The sequence below is a fragment of the Streptomyces lydicus genome, assembly GCF_004125265.1.
GTDB classification, from domain to species: Bacteria; Actinomycetota; Actinomycetes; order Streptomycetales; family Streptomycetaceae; genus Streptomyces; species Streptomyces lydicus_C.
In genome coordinates this window covers 7,578,104-7,592,537 of sequence record NZ_RDTE01000003.1, presented here as the reverse complement: position 1 = coordinate 7,592,537, position 14,434 = coordinate 7,578,104, and the positions used below count along the sequence as shown (strand labels likewise).

The window sequence follows — 14,434 nt, the reverse complement described above, 5'->3', positions numbered from 1 at the left end:
GCGGCACGGGCGTGATGTCAGGGCCATTCGTCATGGCCTTGCGGTCGTAGCTCGTCATGACCTTGCGGCCGCAGCGTCCCGGTGGCGCGCCTCCGGCGGCGTAGGGTCCTGCCATGGTGCACGTATTGAGCAGCAGGGTGCTGTTGCGGCCGTCCGACCCCGAGCGGTCGCGGGCGTTCTACGGCACGGCGCTGGGGCTGGAGATCTACCGGGAATTCGGTACGGGACCCGAGCGCGGAACGGTCTACTTCCTCGGCGGTGGCTTCCTGGAAGTCTCCGGCCGCGCCACCGCTCCGGCCACCGAGACCCTCCAGCTGTGGCTCCAGGTGGCGGACGCGGCGGCGGCGCACCAGGAGCTCCTGGCGCACGGGGTGGAGGTCCTGCGGCCGCCCGTGAAGGAGCCGTGGGGGCTCGTCGAGATGTGGATCGCCGACCCGGACGGCCACCGGATCGTGCTGACGGAGGTTCCGGCGGACCATCCGCTGCGCTACCGGCCCTGAGTCCGGGAGGCCGCGCGCTCCCCCTCGGTGCGTCCGTGCGCTCCCGTGTGCCGGAGCCCGGCCGGGCATTCTGCACCCGATCCGTGCGACAGGCGGTACTCGGGGAGGTGGGCCGTGCACGCACCGCCGTTGGTCGGCTGGCTGCTGGTGGTGCTGTGTGCCGCGGCCGCCGCGTACTGCCTCGTCCGGGCGCGTACCGGTCCTGACGCGTACCGCGGGGATGCCCGCGGCGAGGGCCTGATGGCTCTGGGCATGGCGGCGATGGCGCTGCCCGCTTCGGCCGTGACGCAGCCCCGGTGGTCGCCCTGGATGTTCACCGCGGCCTTCGCGGCGGCCGGGGTCTGGGCACTGGCACGGCGGCATCTGCATCATGCGGTGGGCACGTTCGCCATGGTGTACATGGCACTCGCGATGGTCGTGCCGTCGGATCCGATGAACGCGGCGGGAGCGGCGGGCCGGACCGGGTCGATGAGCTCGATGGGCGCCATGGGGTCGATGGGCTCGATGGGGCGGGAGGAGCCCATGGGCGCGATGGGTGCGATGGATCATGCCGGGCCGGGCGGGGTGCCGCTGCTGACCGGCCTGTTGCTCGCCTACTACACGGTGTACGTGATCGCTGCCGGGGTCCGGCTGGTGCCGGCGGACGCCGGGCCGCCCGGGGTGCTGCGGGCCTGCCGGGTGGCGATGGGCATCGGGATGCTGGCGATGCTGCTGACGCTGTGAGTGCGGGGCCGTGGCAGCTCTCTCGCATACGGCTTCCGCGCTCGGCTTCCGCGCTCGGCTTCCACGTTCGGCTTCCGCGTCCGGCTTCCGCGTTCGGTTCGGGTAGGACTTCCGCGGACGGTTGCGGGGCGTCAGTGCGCGAGGGGGCACGGGGGCGCAGGGGTGCGTGGTTCACACCCGTGACGCACGTGGCATGGGTCACATCCCAGGTCTGGCTGTACCTACGAGTAGCCGCACGCTCATAGGCTGACGCCATGATGGTCCCTCTCGCGCTGAAGATTCTCGGCGTGCTGGCCGCGGCAATGGCGCCGCGCCTGATGGCCCGCTCCGACTGGCCCGACCGGGAACCGGTGCTCGCCCTGTGGGTGTGGCAGTGCGTGGTGGCCGGTGTCCTGCTGTGCTGTGTGCTCGCGATGTCGCTGAGCGCGGCCGCCGCCTGGGAAGCCGTCCGCGGCCCGGTGTTCGGCTTCGCCCCCCGGGTGGTCGTCGAGGCGTATGCGCTCCAGGGGTACGGGCCGTGGGCCGGGGTATTGGCCCTGCTTCTGGCCGGCGGCGGCGCCTGGACGGCCGTCACCCTGACCCGCGAGGTCAGCGCGGCGCGCGCCCGCCGTCGGCAGCGCCGGGCCGAACTCCTGCGCCGCGCACCGCTGCTGCCCGGCGAGGAACCCCTCCAGGAGCGTCTGGTCGTCCTGGAGGGTGACCGCCCGGAGGCCTGGTGGCTGCAGCACTCCTCCCCCCAACTGGTCATCACCACCTCGGCGTTGCGACGTCTGAAGGGGCGTCAGCTCGATGCGCTGATCGCCCATGAGCAGGGCCATGCACGGGCCCGGCACGATCTCCTGCTGTACAGCGCCTCCGCGCTCGCCGTCGGCTTTCCGCAGATCCCGGTCTTCGCCGCGTTCCGCGATCAGGTGCACCGGCTGGTCGAACTGGCCGCCGACGATGTGGCCTCGCGCCGCTTCGGACGGCGGACGATCGCCCTGGCCCTGGTCGAACTCAACGAGGACCGTGGGGTGTTCGGCCCCTGCCCGACACAACTCGCGCAGGTACCCCAGCGGGTGGACCGGCTGCTGTCCCCCGCTCCCCGCTTCACCCCCGGCCGCCGGCTCCGGATGACGGCGGTGGCGGCGCTGGTGCCGGCCGTGCCGCTGCTGATCACCTTCGTCCCGGGCCTGAGGGCGCTGACGTAGGGCGAGGCTCCTCGTCCGGGGTACCGCCGGCCACGGGCCAGGGCGTGATCCTCGCCCTGGGCGCGGGCCAGGGGCTGGAGCCCAGGGCGGTCCTCGCCCTGGGCGCGGGTCATGGGCGAGGATCGCCCCATGCCGTCGACGCCGCTCCCCACCGCCCGTACGTCCGCCGTGGACGACGACAGCCCCCAAGCCTCCGCCCCGCTCCTCCCCTGCCTCTCCTTCGCCGTGCTGTGCACGCTCCTCTTCGGCCTGCTGCTCACCCTCGTCGTGGCGCACTGGGGCCCGTTGATGTCCCTGGACACGGCCCTCGCCGGCACACTGCACCGGACGGCCGTGACCGCGCCCGGCGCAACCCGGATCGTCCGGGTGTTCAGCGACTGGATCTGGGACCCGTGGACGATGCGCGCGGTGCTCGCGGTGGCGGTCGGGCTGCTCGTACGGCGCGGCGAGGGCCGGCTCGCCCTCTGGGTGGCGGCCACCGCGCTCACCGGTACGGGGCTGCAGCAGGTGACGAAGGCGCTGGTCGGCAGGGACCGCCCCGCCTGGCCGGACCCGGTGGCCTCCGCGGACTACGCGGCGTTCCCCTCCGGGCATGCGCTGTCCGCGCTGGTCGCGGGTGCCCTCGTGCTGTGGCTGCTGCGGCTGGCCGGGGCGCGTCCGCTGTGGCGCCGGTCGGCCCGGGCGGTGGTCACGGTCTCGGTCGTCGGGGTCTCCTTCACCCGGCTGTATCTGGGCGTGCACTGGCTGTCGGATGTCGTCGGAGGCTGGCTGCTGGGCGGGGCCCTGGTGGCCGGATCCGTGGCGGTGTACGGCGTCCACGCGTCCCGGACACGGGTGCCCGGCGCCGCGCCGCGGGCAGAATGACGGTCATGACGACGATCAAGGGTGTGCTGTTCGACTTCTCCGGAACTCTGCTGCGTATCGAGTCCGCCGAGTCATGGCTGCGTGCGGCGCTCACCGCTTGCGGCACGGCCATGGACGAGGCCGAGACCGCCCGCGCGGCGGCCGCACTGGAACGGGCCGGTGCGCTCCCCGGCGGCTCCCCGCCCGCGGAGGTCCCCGCCGAACTGGCCGGCCTGTGGGAGGTCCGCGACCGCGAACCCCGCTACCACCGGGCGCTGTTCACCGGGCTGGCCCGCCAAGTCCCGCTCCCCGAGCCTGAGTTGTACGACGCACTCTACGACCGCTCCAGGACCGCGGAGGCCTGGCAGCCGTACCCCGACGCCGCCGAGGTGCTGGCGGAGCTGCACCGGCGCGGTATCCGTATCGGCGTACTGAGCAACATCGGCTGGGATCTGCGGCCGGTGCTGCGCGCCCACGGCCTGGACGGCTATGTCGACGGCTGGGTGCTGTCCTACGAGCACGGCATCCAGAAGCCGGACCACCGGCTCTTCGCCCTCGGCTGCCGGGAGTTGGGGCTCCAACCAACAGCCGTCCTGATGGTCGGCGACGACCGCGTGGCCGACGGCGCCGCCACGGCGCTGGGCTGCTCGTTCCTGCCGGTGGACCATCTGCCGGTGGACCGGCGCCCGGACGGGCTGCGGCCGGTGCTGGACCTCGTGGGCTGAGCGCCGGGCACCGGGCGGGCGGGGCGCGGCGGTCAGCCGGTGGACCGCAGCGTCAGCCATTCCTGGAGCTCGACGAGGTTCCCGTCGGGGTCCTTGAGGTGGGCGACCCGCATCCGGTCCGTCATCGGCGCCGGGCCTTGCGCGAGGACGGCGCCGCGGCCGGTCAGTTCCGCGCAGTAGCCGTCGAGGTCGTCGACCCGGAGGACGACCAGGGACCGGTAGCCGTCCGGCGCGCCCGCCAGTTCGCCGAGGACCCGGGCCATCTGGGCGCGCTCCTGAAGCGCGATGCCCGCGGTGCCGTCGTCGCAGGTGAACTTGGCATACGGCCCGTCCGGGGCCGCAAACTGCGGGGTGAGCCCGAGGGTGTCCCGGTAGAAGCGGTAGCAGCCGCGGAAGTCCGAGACGAGCAGGCGGATTTGGGCAAGTTCCATCGATACCCCCGTGCGGGAAGTGCGGACCGTGCACCGTGACGCTACCCCGTCCCGGGCCGCCGCCGGAGACGGCACCGCCCCGGCCGGTGGGATACCGGCCGGGGCGGAAGGGGCATACGCAGCTGTCGGGTCAGCTGAGGCCGGCCAGCGCCTGGTTGAGGGTCTTCGACGGACGCATGACCGCATCGGCCTTCGCCACGACGGGCTGGTAGTAGCCGCCGATGTCGGCCGGCGAACCCTGCACCGCGACCAGCTCGTCGACGATGGTCTGCTCCTGCTCGGTCAGCGTCTTGGCGAGTGCCGCGAACGCCTCCGCGAGCTGAGTGTCGTCGGTCTGCTTCGCCAGCTCCTGCGCCCAGTAGAGCGCGAGGTAGAAGTGGCTGCCGCGGTTGTCGATGCCGCCCAGCTTGCGGCTGGGCGACTTGTTCTCGCTGAGGAAGGTGCCGGTGGCGCGGTCGAGGGTGTCGGCGAGCACCTGGGCGCGCGCGTTGCCCGTGGTCTGCGCCAGGTGCTCGAAGCTGACCGCGAGCGCCAGGAACTCGCCCAGGCTGTCCCAGCGCAGGTAGTTCTCCTTGACCAGCTGCTGGACGTGCTTGGGCGCGGAGCCGCCGGCACCGGTCTCGAACAGCCCGCCGCCGTTCATGAGCGGGACGACCGAGAGCATCTTCGCGCTGGTGCCCAGCTCCAGGATCGGGAAGAGGTCGGTCAGGTAGTCACGCAGCACATTGCCGGTGACCGAGATCGTGTCCTCGCCGCGGCGGATGCGGTCGAGGGAGAACGTGATCGCGTCGACCGGCGACATGATCTCGATCCGCAGGCCCTCGGTGTCGTGCTCGGGGAGGTAGGCCTTGACCTTGGCGATCAGCTGCGCGTCGTGCGCACGGCCCTCGTCCAACCAGAACACCGCCGGGTCGCCGGTGGCGCGGGCGCGGGTGACGGCGAGCTTGACCCAGTCACGGATCGGCGCGTCCTTGGTCTGGCACATACGGAAGATGTCGCCGGCGCCGACGACCTGCTCCAGAACCGCGTTGCCGTTCTCGTCGAGGACCCGGACGGTACCGGTGACCGGGATCTCGAAGGTCTTGTCGTGGCTGCCGTACTCCTCGGCCTTCTGCGCCATCAGGCCGACGTTCGGCACCGAACCCATCGTCGACGGGTCGTAGGCGCCGTTCGCCCGGCAGTCGTCGATGACGGCCTGGTAGATGCCGGCGTAGCTGCTGTCGGGGAGGACCGCGAGGGTGTCGGCCTCCGCGCCGTCCGGGCCCCACATGTGGCCGGAGGTGCGGATCATGGCCGGCATCGAGGCGTCGACGATGACGTCGCTCGGCACGTGCAGGTTGGAGATGCCGCGGTCGGAGTCGACCATGGCGAGCTCCGGGCCCTCGGCGAGCTCGGCGTCGAAGGACGCCTTGATCTCCGCGCCGTCGGCCAGCGACTCCAGGCCCTTGTAGATGCCGCCGAGGCCGTCGTTCGGGGTCAGGCCGGCGGCCGCGAGCGACTCGCCGTACTGGGCGAACGTCTTCGGGAAGAAGGCGCGGACCACGTGGCCGAAGATGATCGGGTCGGAGACCTTCATCATGGTGGCCTTCAGGTGCACCGAGAACAGCACGCCCTCGGCCTTGGCGCGGGCGACCTGCGCCGTCAGGAACTCGCGCAGCGCGGCCACCCGCATCACGGAGGCGTCGACGACCTCGCCCGCGAGGACCGGTACCGACTCACGCAGGACGGTGGTGGAGCCGTCGTCGCCCGACAGCTCGATGCGCAGCGAGCCGTCGCGGTCGATGACCGCGGACTTCTCGGTGGAGCGGAAGTCGTCGACGCCCATGGTGGCGACGTTCGTCTTCGAGTCGCCCGTCCAGGCGCCCATGCGGTGCGGGTTGGCCTTGGCGTAGTTCTTGACCGACGCGGGCGCCCGGCGGTCCGAGTTGCCCTCGCGCAGGACGGGGTTGACGGCGCTGCCCTTGATCTTGTCGTAACGGGCGCGGATGTCCCGCTCCTCGTCGGTCTTCGGGTCGTCCGGGTAGTCGGGCAGCGCGTAGCCCTGCTCCTGCAGCTCGGCGACCGCGGCCTTGAGCTGCGGGATCGAGGCCGAGATGTTCGGCAGCTTGATGATGTTCGCGCCGGGAGTCTTGGCCAGCCGGCCGAGCTCGGCGAGGGCGTCCTCGATGCGCTGCCCCTCCTCCAGGCGCTCGGGGAAGCTTGCGATGATGCGCCCGGCCAGAGAGATGTCACGGGTCTCCACGCTGACGCCGGCCGTCGACGCGTATGCCTGGATCACAGGCAAGAACGAATACGTCGCCAGGGCCGGGGCCTCGTCAGTGTGGGTGTAGAAGATGGTCGAGTCAGTCACCGGGTGCTCCACTCCACGTCTGCAACATTGCTCGACATCAAGATATCTCGTGACCGGCCCCCTCTCGACAGGACCCCGCCCCGGGCAAGAGCGGAGGAATGGGCTCCGATCGGACCCGACGGGCGAAATCACTGCCGGGGCGGGCGGGGCGGCCGCTGTGGTCGAGGGCCGGTCTGGGGCGTTCGGGGGCTGTCCTGGGCTGTTCCCGGGGCTGTCCCGGCCTCTCCCCGGGCTGCCCTGGTCCATTCCAGGGGTGCCCGGTCCGTTTCCGGCGCTCCGGGGAGGTGGCGGGCCGGGCCGTGCGGCACTGTCGCGGTGCATGATCGACCGGTATCGGCCGGTCCACGGCGAGATCTCGCCCTGGGCAGCGGCGGCCGGTCACCGGGCCTGTGTCCACTCCTTGCAGCCGTGGGTCTCGAAGGTCTCCCCCTGGTTGACGGTGACGCGGGCCGGGCCCCGGGATGTGCCCCGGGCGATGGTGCCGGTCGGCTCGCTGCCGGCGCCCTTGGCGAGCGTCCAGTGGCACCGCGGGGTATCGGAGGGGACGGGGCCGGCAGTCCACTCGGCCTTGGCGGTCTTGGCCGGATTCGCGGCCTTGGCCGGATTCGCGGTCTTGGCCGGATCGGCCGTGACGGCGCCCGTGACGGTGGGGGCGGGCTTGGTCCGGGCCTTCTTGGTGGCGTTGCCGCCGTTTCCGACAACGGCGGCGAGCCCGAGGACGAGGAGCGCACAGGCCACGCCTACGGCGAGCCTGAGTGCCGAGTGCGGGCCCTTCGGCGGCTGCGCGGACGACGACGGCGCGGATGGCGGAGGTACAGATGGCGGCGGCACGTACGGGATGGCGTACAGGAGGGGCTGCTGACCGAAGGGCGCGGGCTGCTGCGAGTGCGACATGCACGATCCCCCATTCCTCTGTGCTGGTGACGTGAAGACCGCCCATCGCCGTCGAAGGTTGTACGGCCGGATGGCCGCACATGCCGCACACCGCTCACCCGCCATCGCCGCTGGTCCGGACCGCATCCGGCCCGGACCGCCCGCGGCCCGGCCACTCTGGTGCCGACCACCCTGCGCCGGCTGCCGTCAGGCCGGAAGGCTCCGCAGCCAGACGGCGACCCCGTGGTGGTGGCTGCAGGTACCTCGCCGGTGCGCGCTGTAGCTGTACGTCCCGTCATTGCATTGCGCGGAGGCGCCCGCCGGAGCCTGCTGCCCTCCGCCGCCGCTCGTGGAACTACTGCCGCCCTCGGAGCCCGTCCCTCCGGAGGAGCCGGCACCGCCGGAGGAACCGCCCCCGTCCGTGCCGGAACCGCTGGAGGACGTGGAACCGCCGGACGCCGAACCACCGGACGTGGAACCACCGGATGTGGACCCACTGGACGTGGAACCGCCGGAGGACACCGAACCACCGGAGGACACCGAACCATCCGTCGCGGCGGAACCCTCGGCAGTGGCGGTTTCCTCGGCGTCGGTCGGTTCATCCGTGGGCTCGGATGCGCCGGCGTCGCTCGTGGAATCCGTGGCGTCAGGATCGTCGCAGCTCTCATCGGCCTTGACGACGTCGAACGTCAGCGTTTCGGTGTCGTGCATGACCGACCCGGCAGCCGGCTCCTGATCACAGACCTGCCAGTTGCGGTCCCACACCTGCAGTCGATTGCGCGCGGACAGATCCCGGCTCTTGAGCAGGGAGATACCCCTGCGCTGCGCCGCGTCCTGCGCTTCCTGCAGATTCCGGCCGGTGTAGTCCGGCACCATGAGGGTGTCACCCTCGCCGTCGGACGCGTCGGACCCGCTGCCGGACGCGTCGGACCCGCTGCCGGCTGCGTCGGAGACGGACGTGGCGGCGGACGACTTCGTCTCGTCGTCGCCGTCCATCAGGTTGACGCACCCGCCCACGAGCAGCACGAAGACCGCGATGACCGCGCAGCCGAGCCGGGCGTTCTTCTTGTCCTCCGGCGACATCGGCCCCTGATTTCCCGTCATTTGGCCCCCTGCCTTGCAGCTGCGCACTCTCCTGTGCGCATGGCCCTGCCCGCGGTCGCGAGCCGCCGCCCGGCTGAAACCGGAGAGGCAAGTGGTGGAGCGAGCGATGCGGCGAGTGCTGCCGGCGTGAAGCGAGGTACACGCGAAGCCGACCCCGCGCCGGACGGCTAGGCCCCGTCGCTCTTCGGCCGCGACGAGGCCTCCTGCCGCTTCGGGCCGGTCAGAAGTTGCCGTTGGCGAGCATCTCGCCCTTGGCGTCGTAGATGGTGACCAGGCCGTTCCTGGACGTCTTCCAGTCGGCGAAGGCGGAGGCGATCAGCTTGCCTTCGCTCTGGTGGGGGCCCAGCAGCCCGCCGGTGAAGTCGGTGTAGATGTCGACCGAGTCGAGGATGTCGTTCTGCTCTTCGGCGCCCTGGACTTTGGTGACGTGCGCGATGGCGGCCTTCTCGTTGGCGCTTCCGTGCTGCACGACGAAGGCCTTGAACCGGTCGGCCGGTGACTCGGGGGCCGCCTCGGGCTTCTCCTTCGGCTTCTCCTCCGACTTCCCCTTCGGCTTGACCCCGGCCGCCTTGGCGTCCTCCTTCGCCTGCCCCTTCGCCGGGGCGGCGGTCTTGCCGGGCTTCGCGGGCTCGTCGGCCCGGGTGGTGGCGTCGCTGCCGCCCAGCGCGGCGGCGACGATCCCGATCAGGACGAGTGCACCGAAGGCGCCGCCGCATCCGATGCCGATCTTTGCGGCGGCACTCCTCTTCTTCGGGGGTGGCGGCGGTGCGTACATGCCGACCGGCATCGGCGGCTGCTGTCCGGGCTGGTCCGGATACTGCTGATTCATCACGATCCCCCCAAGGTGTCTGGAACCGGGAGAGTAGCGAGTGGTTGAACATCGAAATAGATGAAGTGAAGAACCTGTGATGATGTCGTGACCAAAAGGGGTTGGCTGCTCCGCAGCTGTACCGTCCGGCACACCGGCGGGCCGATGCTCCGGGGACCCGTTCGCCGTATGCCGGTCCAACCGACCGAGCACCCGAGGCGCCACGGGGCGCGCACCATCCCACCGCGCCCCCACCGCGCCTCTCCGGGCGCTCCTCGCATGACCTTTATCACCAAAGGAATGTGCGCCACCGCGCATCAGTGAATAGTCTTCTTTCTCAAGTCAGCACTTCATGACCGAAGTTGACAGCCGGCTTGCACAGGCCCATGTACCCCCACGTACAGGAGATTCCGGTGATTCCGGTGATGGCCCCTCAAGCTCGCCGCGGGCTTTCGCCTACGGACGAGACGGCACCGCGGCACGGACCGGTGCGACACCGCCCCGACCTGCATCGTCGTCGGTCCGCCCCGCGCCCTCGCCGCCGCCCCGGCCGTTCGCCCAGCACGGCGCGCTCCCCCCTACGTCGGCGTCCATCGCGGCGGACGCCCACCCGGAGGCCTGAACAGTGCCTGGTCACACCGCCCCTGCGCACGGTGAGGAACCGCCTCCCTCACCCGAGAAGACCGTGACGGGGCAGCCGTGAGACGCCAGCCGGCCTTCGACCGGCATCCGGCCCGCGACGACTCCCGGTTGCGCGCGGTCGTGGAGGACGCCGCCATGGGCCGATGGGAGAGCGCACGCGAACTGCTGGCCGCGACCGGCGCCGACTGGGACCGCCGTATCTTCCGCCTCCAGGTACTCGCCCGCGCGGGAGCCCGGCTCACCTTCGCCGACACCTGGGCGCAGGCCGAACCGCGTTCGCCGCATGCCCTGGCCCTCCTCGCCACCGTCCAGGCCCTGCGCTCGATGGCCGGCCCACGAGGACAGGGCAGCGGCACGGAGATGGAAGAGGCCTGGCAGAGCTGCCATACCGCCGCTGACACCCTGCCCGCCGATCCCACGCCCTACGTCGTCATGCTCGCCCTGCTGCGCTACCACTCCCCCGACCGCGACCGGCAGTGGCGGGAGACCGTGCAGAGCGTGTGGCAGGAGGTCGAGGCACGCGACCCGTGGAACCGCGAGGCGCACCACGAAATCCTCACCTACATGTTCCCCGACTGGCACGGCGTGGCGGGCGAGATGTTCCACTGGGCGCAGGAACGGTGTGCCCATGTCCCCCGCGGAATGCCCTTGCACGTCCTGCCGCTGGTCGCGCTCGCCGAGTCGCACCGCACGCGGATGAGGAAGGAAGGGCACCGGTACGGCCTGACCGTCCATCCGTGGACGGACAACCCGTCGACCCAGCAGGCGTGGGCGAACTGGTGGACCTACCGGGCCCCTTCGGTGCCGCACGCCGCCTTCCATGAGGACGCCAACTACCTGGCCCACGCACTGTCCTTCGCGAATCAGCACCGGGCGGCGGCCGAGGTGTTCGATGCCATCGGCCCGTACGCCACGGATGTGCCGTGGAGCTACTGCGGGGACGCCCAGCAGCTCTTCACCCGTCACCGGAAGTGGGCGGTGAAGGGAGCCGCACCTTAAGGGCTGTCCGTAGCGACCGAGGCCGAGCAGACCGATGTTGTCCCGCCATGCACCGCGCCATCACCAGGAGAGGGCCCAGCCATGCCATTGGACATGCCAAGCGTCACGCAGACGGAGGAGGAACGCCTCGCCGAACTCGGCATCACCCAGACCTTGGACCGCTCGATGTCCGGGCGGCAGAACTTCGCCGTCTCCTTCACCATCATCAGCATCCTGTCCGGCTGCCTGACCATGTACGGGTTCGGCATGAACACCGGCGGACCGGCCCTGATCATGTGGGGCTGGGTTCTCGTCGGCCTGATGACCCTGTTCGTCGGCCTGGCCATGGCCGAGGTCTGCTCCTCCTATCCGACCTCCGCCGGCCTCTACTTCTGGGCGCACAAGCTCGCCCCGCAGAAGTCCGCTCCGGCCTGGGCCTGGTTCACCGGCTGGTTCAACACACTGGGCCAGGTGGCCGTCACCGCGGGCATCGACTTCGGTGCCGCCTCCTTCCTCAACGCCTACCTGAACCTCCAGTTCGGCTACGCCGCCACGCCCGCCCACACGATCACGCTCTTCGGCGTGATCCTGCTGCTGCACGCCTTCGTGAACACCTTCCGGGTGCGCGTCGTCGGCTTCTTCAACACCGTCTCGGTGTGGTGGCATCTGATCGGCGTCGTGGTGATCGTCGGCGCCCTGCTGCTGATCCCCGACAAGCACCAGTCCCCCGGCTTCGTCTTCACCGAGTTCGTCAACAACACCGGCTGGGGCTCCGCGGTCTACGTCGCGCTCATCGGGCTCCTGATGGCGCAGTACACCTTCACCGGCTATGACGCGTCCGCCCATATGACGGAGGAGACGAAGAACGCCTCGGTCGAGGGGCCGAAGGGAATCGTCCGCTCGATCGTCGTGTCCTGGGCGGCCGGATTCGTGCTGCTCTTCGGTCTGACCTTCGCCATCCAGTCCTACACCGGCGCCCTGAAGTCGGACACCGGTGTGCCGCCGGCCCAGATCTTCCTGGACGCCCTCGGTGCCAGCACCGGCAAGCTGATGCTGCTCGTCATCATCGGCGCCCAGCTGTTCTGCGGTATGGCGTCCGTGACGGCCAACTCCCGCATGATCTACGCCTTCTCCCGCGACGGGGCGCTGCCGTTCTCCGCCGTCTGGCACAAGCTCCACCCGGGGACCCGCACGCCCACCAACGCCGTGTGGCTCGCCGCCGGCGGTGCCTTCCTCCTCGGCCTGCCGTACCTGTTCAACACGACCGCGTACGCCGCCGTCACATCCATCGCGACGATCGGTCTGTACATCGCCTATGTGGTGCCCACGCTGCTGCGCCTGCGCCAGGGAGAGCGCTTCACGCGCGGCCCCTGGCACCTGGGGCGCTGGTCCAAGCCCGTGGGCCTGGTAGCGGTCGGCTGGGTCGTGGTCATCACCGTGCTGTTCATGCTGCCCCAGCAGAGCCCGGTGACCATCGAGACGTTCAACTACGCGCCCATCACGGTGGGTGTGGTGCTGGTCTTCGCCGGCACCTGGTGGTTCGTCTCCGCCCGCAAGTGGTTCCTCAACCCGCGGCACCCACGCAACAACCCGTCGCAGACACCGGCCCCGGAGCGGGCGGCCTCCACGCCGTAGTCGGCGCCTTCGCCCGCCCCGCCCCGCCCGGCCAGCGGACCGCGGTCCGCGGACCGCGGTCCGCGGTCCGCGGTCCGCTGCCCCTTTCCAGGGCCTCGCTCCCTGCGCACGGGGCGGCGGGCCGCCCGGCGGCCATGCACTCCGCAACGCCCCCGGCTTGAGCTACGCGCACGGCGAACGATCCGGCCGCCCGGCCGCCCTCACCCCACACTGGTGACCATGCTGAACCGAGTAGCGGTCCTGTCCGACATCCACGGAGTCCTGCCGGCCCTGGAGGCCGTGCTCGCCGAACCGGAGGTCAGCGCAGCCGACCGTATCGTGCTCACCGGCGACATCACCGCGGGCCCGCAGCCCACCCAGGTTCTCGACCGGCTGACCGGGCTGGGCGACCGGGTCCTCTGGATCAGCGGAAACGCCGACCGGGAACTCCTGGAGTACCGCCGGGGGCAGCGCGACACGATCCCCGACCCCATCGCTCCGTGGGCCGCCGAACAGCTCCGCGAGGACCACCTCGACCTGCTCGGGTCGCTGCCACCGTCGCTCTCCCTCTCCGTGCGCGGCCTGGGGCAGGTGCTGTTCTGCCATGCCACGCCCCGTGACGATGAAGAGGTCGTCCTGGTCGACTCCCGCCCCGACCGCTGGAAGGAGGTCTTCGACGGACTCGACACCGGCATCCGCACCGTGGTCTGCGGCCACACCCATATGCCGTTCGTCCGCCTCGCCCACGGCCGCATGGTCCTCAACCCCGGCAGCGTCGGTATGCCCTACGGAAGAACCGGAGCGCACTGGGCCCTCCTGGGCCCCGGCATCGACCTGCGCACCACGCACTTCGACATCGAGGCCGCCGTCACCCAGGTCTGCCGGGAGTCGTCCTACCCCGACATCGCCGCGTGGACCGACTACTTCCTGCACGCGCGCGCCTCCGACGCGGACGCCCTCGAAATCTTCGCCCCACGGGACGGACGCACCCGGATGCCGTGATTCCCGCTTCCCTCAGCCGGACGCGCGCAGCGAAGCGTCCAGGGCGGTCATCAATTGCGCCACGCGGTTCTTGCCGGCCGGTGCGAGGGGATACCGGTGAAGAACACCGATCAGGACCGGTGTGGCGCGCCGTCGGGCCTGCTCGATCATCCTGTTGCCGACCGCGGGATCGTCGCCTGCGGTGATTTCCGCTATGCGGGCGGCACATGCGGCGGCGCGCAGGATGTGGCCCACCTGGTGAGCTTTCGCGATCGGGTGGAGGTACGCGGCGGCCGCGGCATCGCCCGCCGCGCGCGCAGCGAGGGAGGAGGCTTCGGTGGAGGCCTCCTTCGCCGCCCGGTGTGCGTCCAACGAGGTGACGCGCTGCAGCTTGGTCCGTCTCGCGCCGCCCGCGAACTCCCAGGCGGCGTCAAGAGCGGCGCGAGGCCGGGAATCACCGGGGTGGGCGTCTTCGAACACGGGGAGGACTTCCTGAGCGGTCCGGGCCGCGTAGCGTGCCACGGCTCGCAACTCGTCCATGGTCAGCTCGAAGTCACCGGACACGGTCCCCGTCATGACGTCAAGTATCCCACCGGGCGTCCTGTCCCCTCGCCATGCCGAAGTCACCCCACCGTGCCGAAGTCACCCCGTCCGGCTCCGGGTGGAGCCGGA

The 14,434-nt window shown here is 71.0% G+C and carries 14 protein-coding genes; 8 read left to right on the top strand and 6 right to left on the bottom strand.

Translation table 11 applies throughout. The annotated features are described in order from the left end of the window. Positions 1-113: 113 nt before the first annotated feature. The 5 genes from D9V36_RS35995 (at position 114) to D9V36_RS35975 (ending at position 3,981) form a co-directional block, all read left to right on the top strand. Positions 114-500 carry a VOC family protein gene (locus tag D9V36_RS35995; protein WP_129297453.1) on the top strand — a complete coding sequence of 129 codons (387 nt, stop codon included), beginning with the start codon at positions 114-116 and terminating at the stop codon, positions 498-500. 114 nt (positions 501-614) lie between these two features. Further along, positions 615-1,223: a DUF5134 domain-containing protein gene (locus D9V36_RS35990; RefSeq protein WP_129297452.1), complete on the top strand. Its 609-nt coding sequence runs from the start codon at positions 615-617 to the stop codon at positions 1,221-1,223. Positions 1,224-1,477: 254 nt separating this feature from the next. Next, positions 1,478-2,413, top strand: a complete 936-nt coding sequence (locus tag D9V36_RS35985; RefSeq protein ID WP_129297451.1) for a M56 family metallopeptidase — start codon at positions 1,478-1,480, stop codon at positions 2,411-2,413. A 129-nt stretch (positions 2,414-2,542) separates the two neighbouring features. Continuing rightward, positions 2,543-3,277, top strand: a complete 735-nt coding sequence (locus D9V36_RS35980) for a phosphatase PAP2 family protein (RefSeq protein WP_129297450.1) — start codon at positions 2,543-2,545, stop codon at positions 3,275-3,277. A gap of 5 nt (positions 3,278-3,282) precedes the next feature. Continuing rightward, positions 3,283-3,981: an HAD family hydrolase gene (locus tag D9V36_RS35975; protein WP_129297449.1), complete on the top strand. Its 699-nt coding sequence runs from the start codon at positions 3,283-3,285 to the stop codon at positions 3,979-3,981. Positions 3,982-4,013: 32 nt separating this feature from the next. Here the strand turns inward: D9V36_RS35975 and D9V36_RS35970 are convergent, their stop codons facing one another. The 5 genes from D9V36_RS35970 to D9V36_RS35950 form a co-directional block, all read right to left on the bottom strand. Further along, positions 4,014-4,412, bottom strand: coding sequence for a VOC family protein (locus D9V36_RS35970; RefSeq protein ID WP_129297448.1), 399 nt, complete (start codon positions 4,410-4,412; stop codon positions 4,014-4,016). A 130-nt stretch (positions 4,413-4,542) separates the two neighbouring features. After that, positions 4,543-6,762, bottom strand: coding sequence for an NADP-dependent isocitrate dehydrogenase (locus D9V36_RS35965; RefSeq protein WP_129297447.1), 2,220 nt, complete (start codon positions 6,760-6,762; stop codon positions 4,543-4,545). Positions 6,763-7,140: 378 nt separating this feature from the next. After that, positions 7,141-7,656 (bottom strand): hypothetical protein, encoded by a 516-nt coding sequence (locus tag D9V36_RS35960; protein ID WP_129297446.1) that lies wholly within the window; start codon positions 7,654-7,656, stop codon positions 7,141-7,143. Between the two features lie 186 nt (positions 7,657-7,842). Next, positions 7,843-8,739: a DUF3761 domain-containing protein gene (locus D9V36_RS35955; RefSeq protein WP_241721172.1), complete on the bottom strand. Its 897-nt coding sequence runs from the start codon at positions 8,737-8,739 to the stop codon at positions 7,843-7,845. Positions 8,740-8,959: 220 nt separating this feature from the next. Next, positions 8,960-9,568 (bottom strand): hypothetical protein, encoded by a 609-nt coding sequence (locus D9V36_RS35950; protein WP_241721171.1) that lies wholly within the window; start codon positions 9,566-9,568, stop codon positions 8,960-8,962. Between the two features lie 678 nt (positions 9,569-10,246). Here D9V36_RS35950 and D9V36_RS35945 point away from each other — a divergent pair. The 3 genes from D9V36_RS35945 to D9V36_RS35935 all read left to right on the top strand — a co-directional run bounded on the left by D9V36_RS35945 (position 10,247) and on the right by D9V36_RS35935 (position 13,783). Then, positions 10,247-11,188 (top strand): hypothetical protein, encoded by a 942-nt coding sequence (locus D9V36_RS35945; protein WP_241721170.1) that lies wholly within the window; start codon positions 10,247-10,249, stop codon positions 11,186-11,188. An 81-nt stretch (positions 11,189-11,269) separates the two neighbouring features. Continuing rightward, the gene (locus tag D9V36_RS35940) at positions 11,270-12,802 is read left to right on the top strand and encodes an amino acid permease (protein ID WP_129297445.1); all 1,533 of its coding nucleotides are present in this window, start codon (positions 11,270-11,272) and stop codon (positions 12,800-12,802) included. 219 nt (positions 12,803-13,021) lie between these two features. Beyond that, on the top strand, positions 13,022-13,783 hold the full coding sequence (locus D9V36_RS35935) for a metallophosphoesterase family protein (protein ID WP_129297444.1): 762 nt from the start codon (positions 13,022-13,024) through the stop codon (positions 13,781-13,783). 12 nt (positions 13,784-13,795) lie between these two features. On the opposite strand, the gene D9V36_RS35930 is transcribed toward D9V36_RS35935, so the two are convergent. Beyond that, the gene (locus D9V36_RS35930; RefSeq protein WP_129297443.1) at positions 13,796-14,338 is read right to left on the bottom strand and encodes a putative immunity protein; all 543 of its coding nucleotides are present in this window, start codon (positions 14,336-14,338) and stop codon (positions 13,796-13,798) included. Positions 14,339-14,434 lie beyond the last annotated feature (96 nt).

What these genes read in the sequence shown, in the direction of transcription:
- D9V36_RS35995 (WP_129297453.1), top strand. Translation starts at nt 114, where the DNA reads ATGGTGCACGTATTGAGCAGCAGGGTGCTGTTGCGGCCGTCCGACCCC.
- D9V36_RS35985 (WP_129297451.1), top strand. Translation starts at nt 1,478, where the DNA reads ATGATGGTCCCTCTCGCGCTGAAGATTCTCGGCGTGCTGGCCGCGGCA.
- D9V36_RS35980 (WP_129297450.1), top strand. Translation starts at nt 2,543, where the DNA reads ATGCCGTCGACGCCGCTCCCCACCGCCCGTACGTCCGCCGTGGACGAC.
- D9V36_RS35975 (WP_129297449.1), top strand. Translation starts at nt 3,283, where the DNA reads ATGACGACGATCAAGGGTGTGCTGTTCGACTTCTCCGGAACTCTGCTG.
- D9V36_RS35970 (WP_129297448.1), bottom strand. Translation starts at nt 4,412, where the DNA reads ATGGAACTTGCCCAAATCCGCCTGCTCGTCTCGGACTTCCGCGGCTGC.
- D9V36_RS35960 (WP_129297446.1), bottom strand. Translation starts at nt 7,656, where the DNA reads ATGTCGCACTCGCAGCAGCCCGCGCCCTTCGGTCAGCAGCCCCTCCTG.
- D9V36_RS35955 (WP_241721172.1), bottom strand. Translation starts at nt 8,739, where the DNA reads ATGACGGGAAATCAGGGGCCGATGTCGCCGGAGGACAAGAAGAACGCC.
- D9V36_RS35950 (WP_241721171.1), bottom strand. Translation starts at nt 9,568, where the DNA reads ATGAATCAGCAGTATCCGGACCAGCCCGGACAGCAGCCGCCGATGCCG.
- D9V36_RS35940 (WP_129297445.1), top strand. Translation starts at nt 11,270, where the DNA reads ATGCCATTGGACATGCCAAGCGTCACGCAGACGGAGGAGGAACGCCTC.
- D9V36_RS35935 (WP_129297444.1), top strand. Translation starts at nt 13,022, where the DNA reads ATGCTGAACCGAGTAGCGGTCCTGTCCGACATCCACGGAGTCCTGCCG.
- D9V36_RS35930 (WP_129297443.1), bottom strand. Translation starts at nt 14,338, where the DNA reads ATGACGGGGACCGTGTCCGGTGACTTCGAGCTGACCATGGACGAGTTG.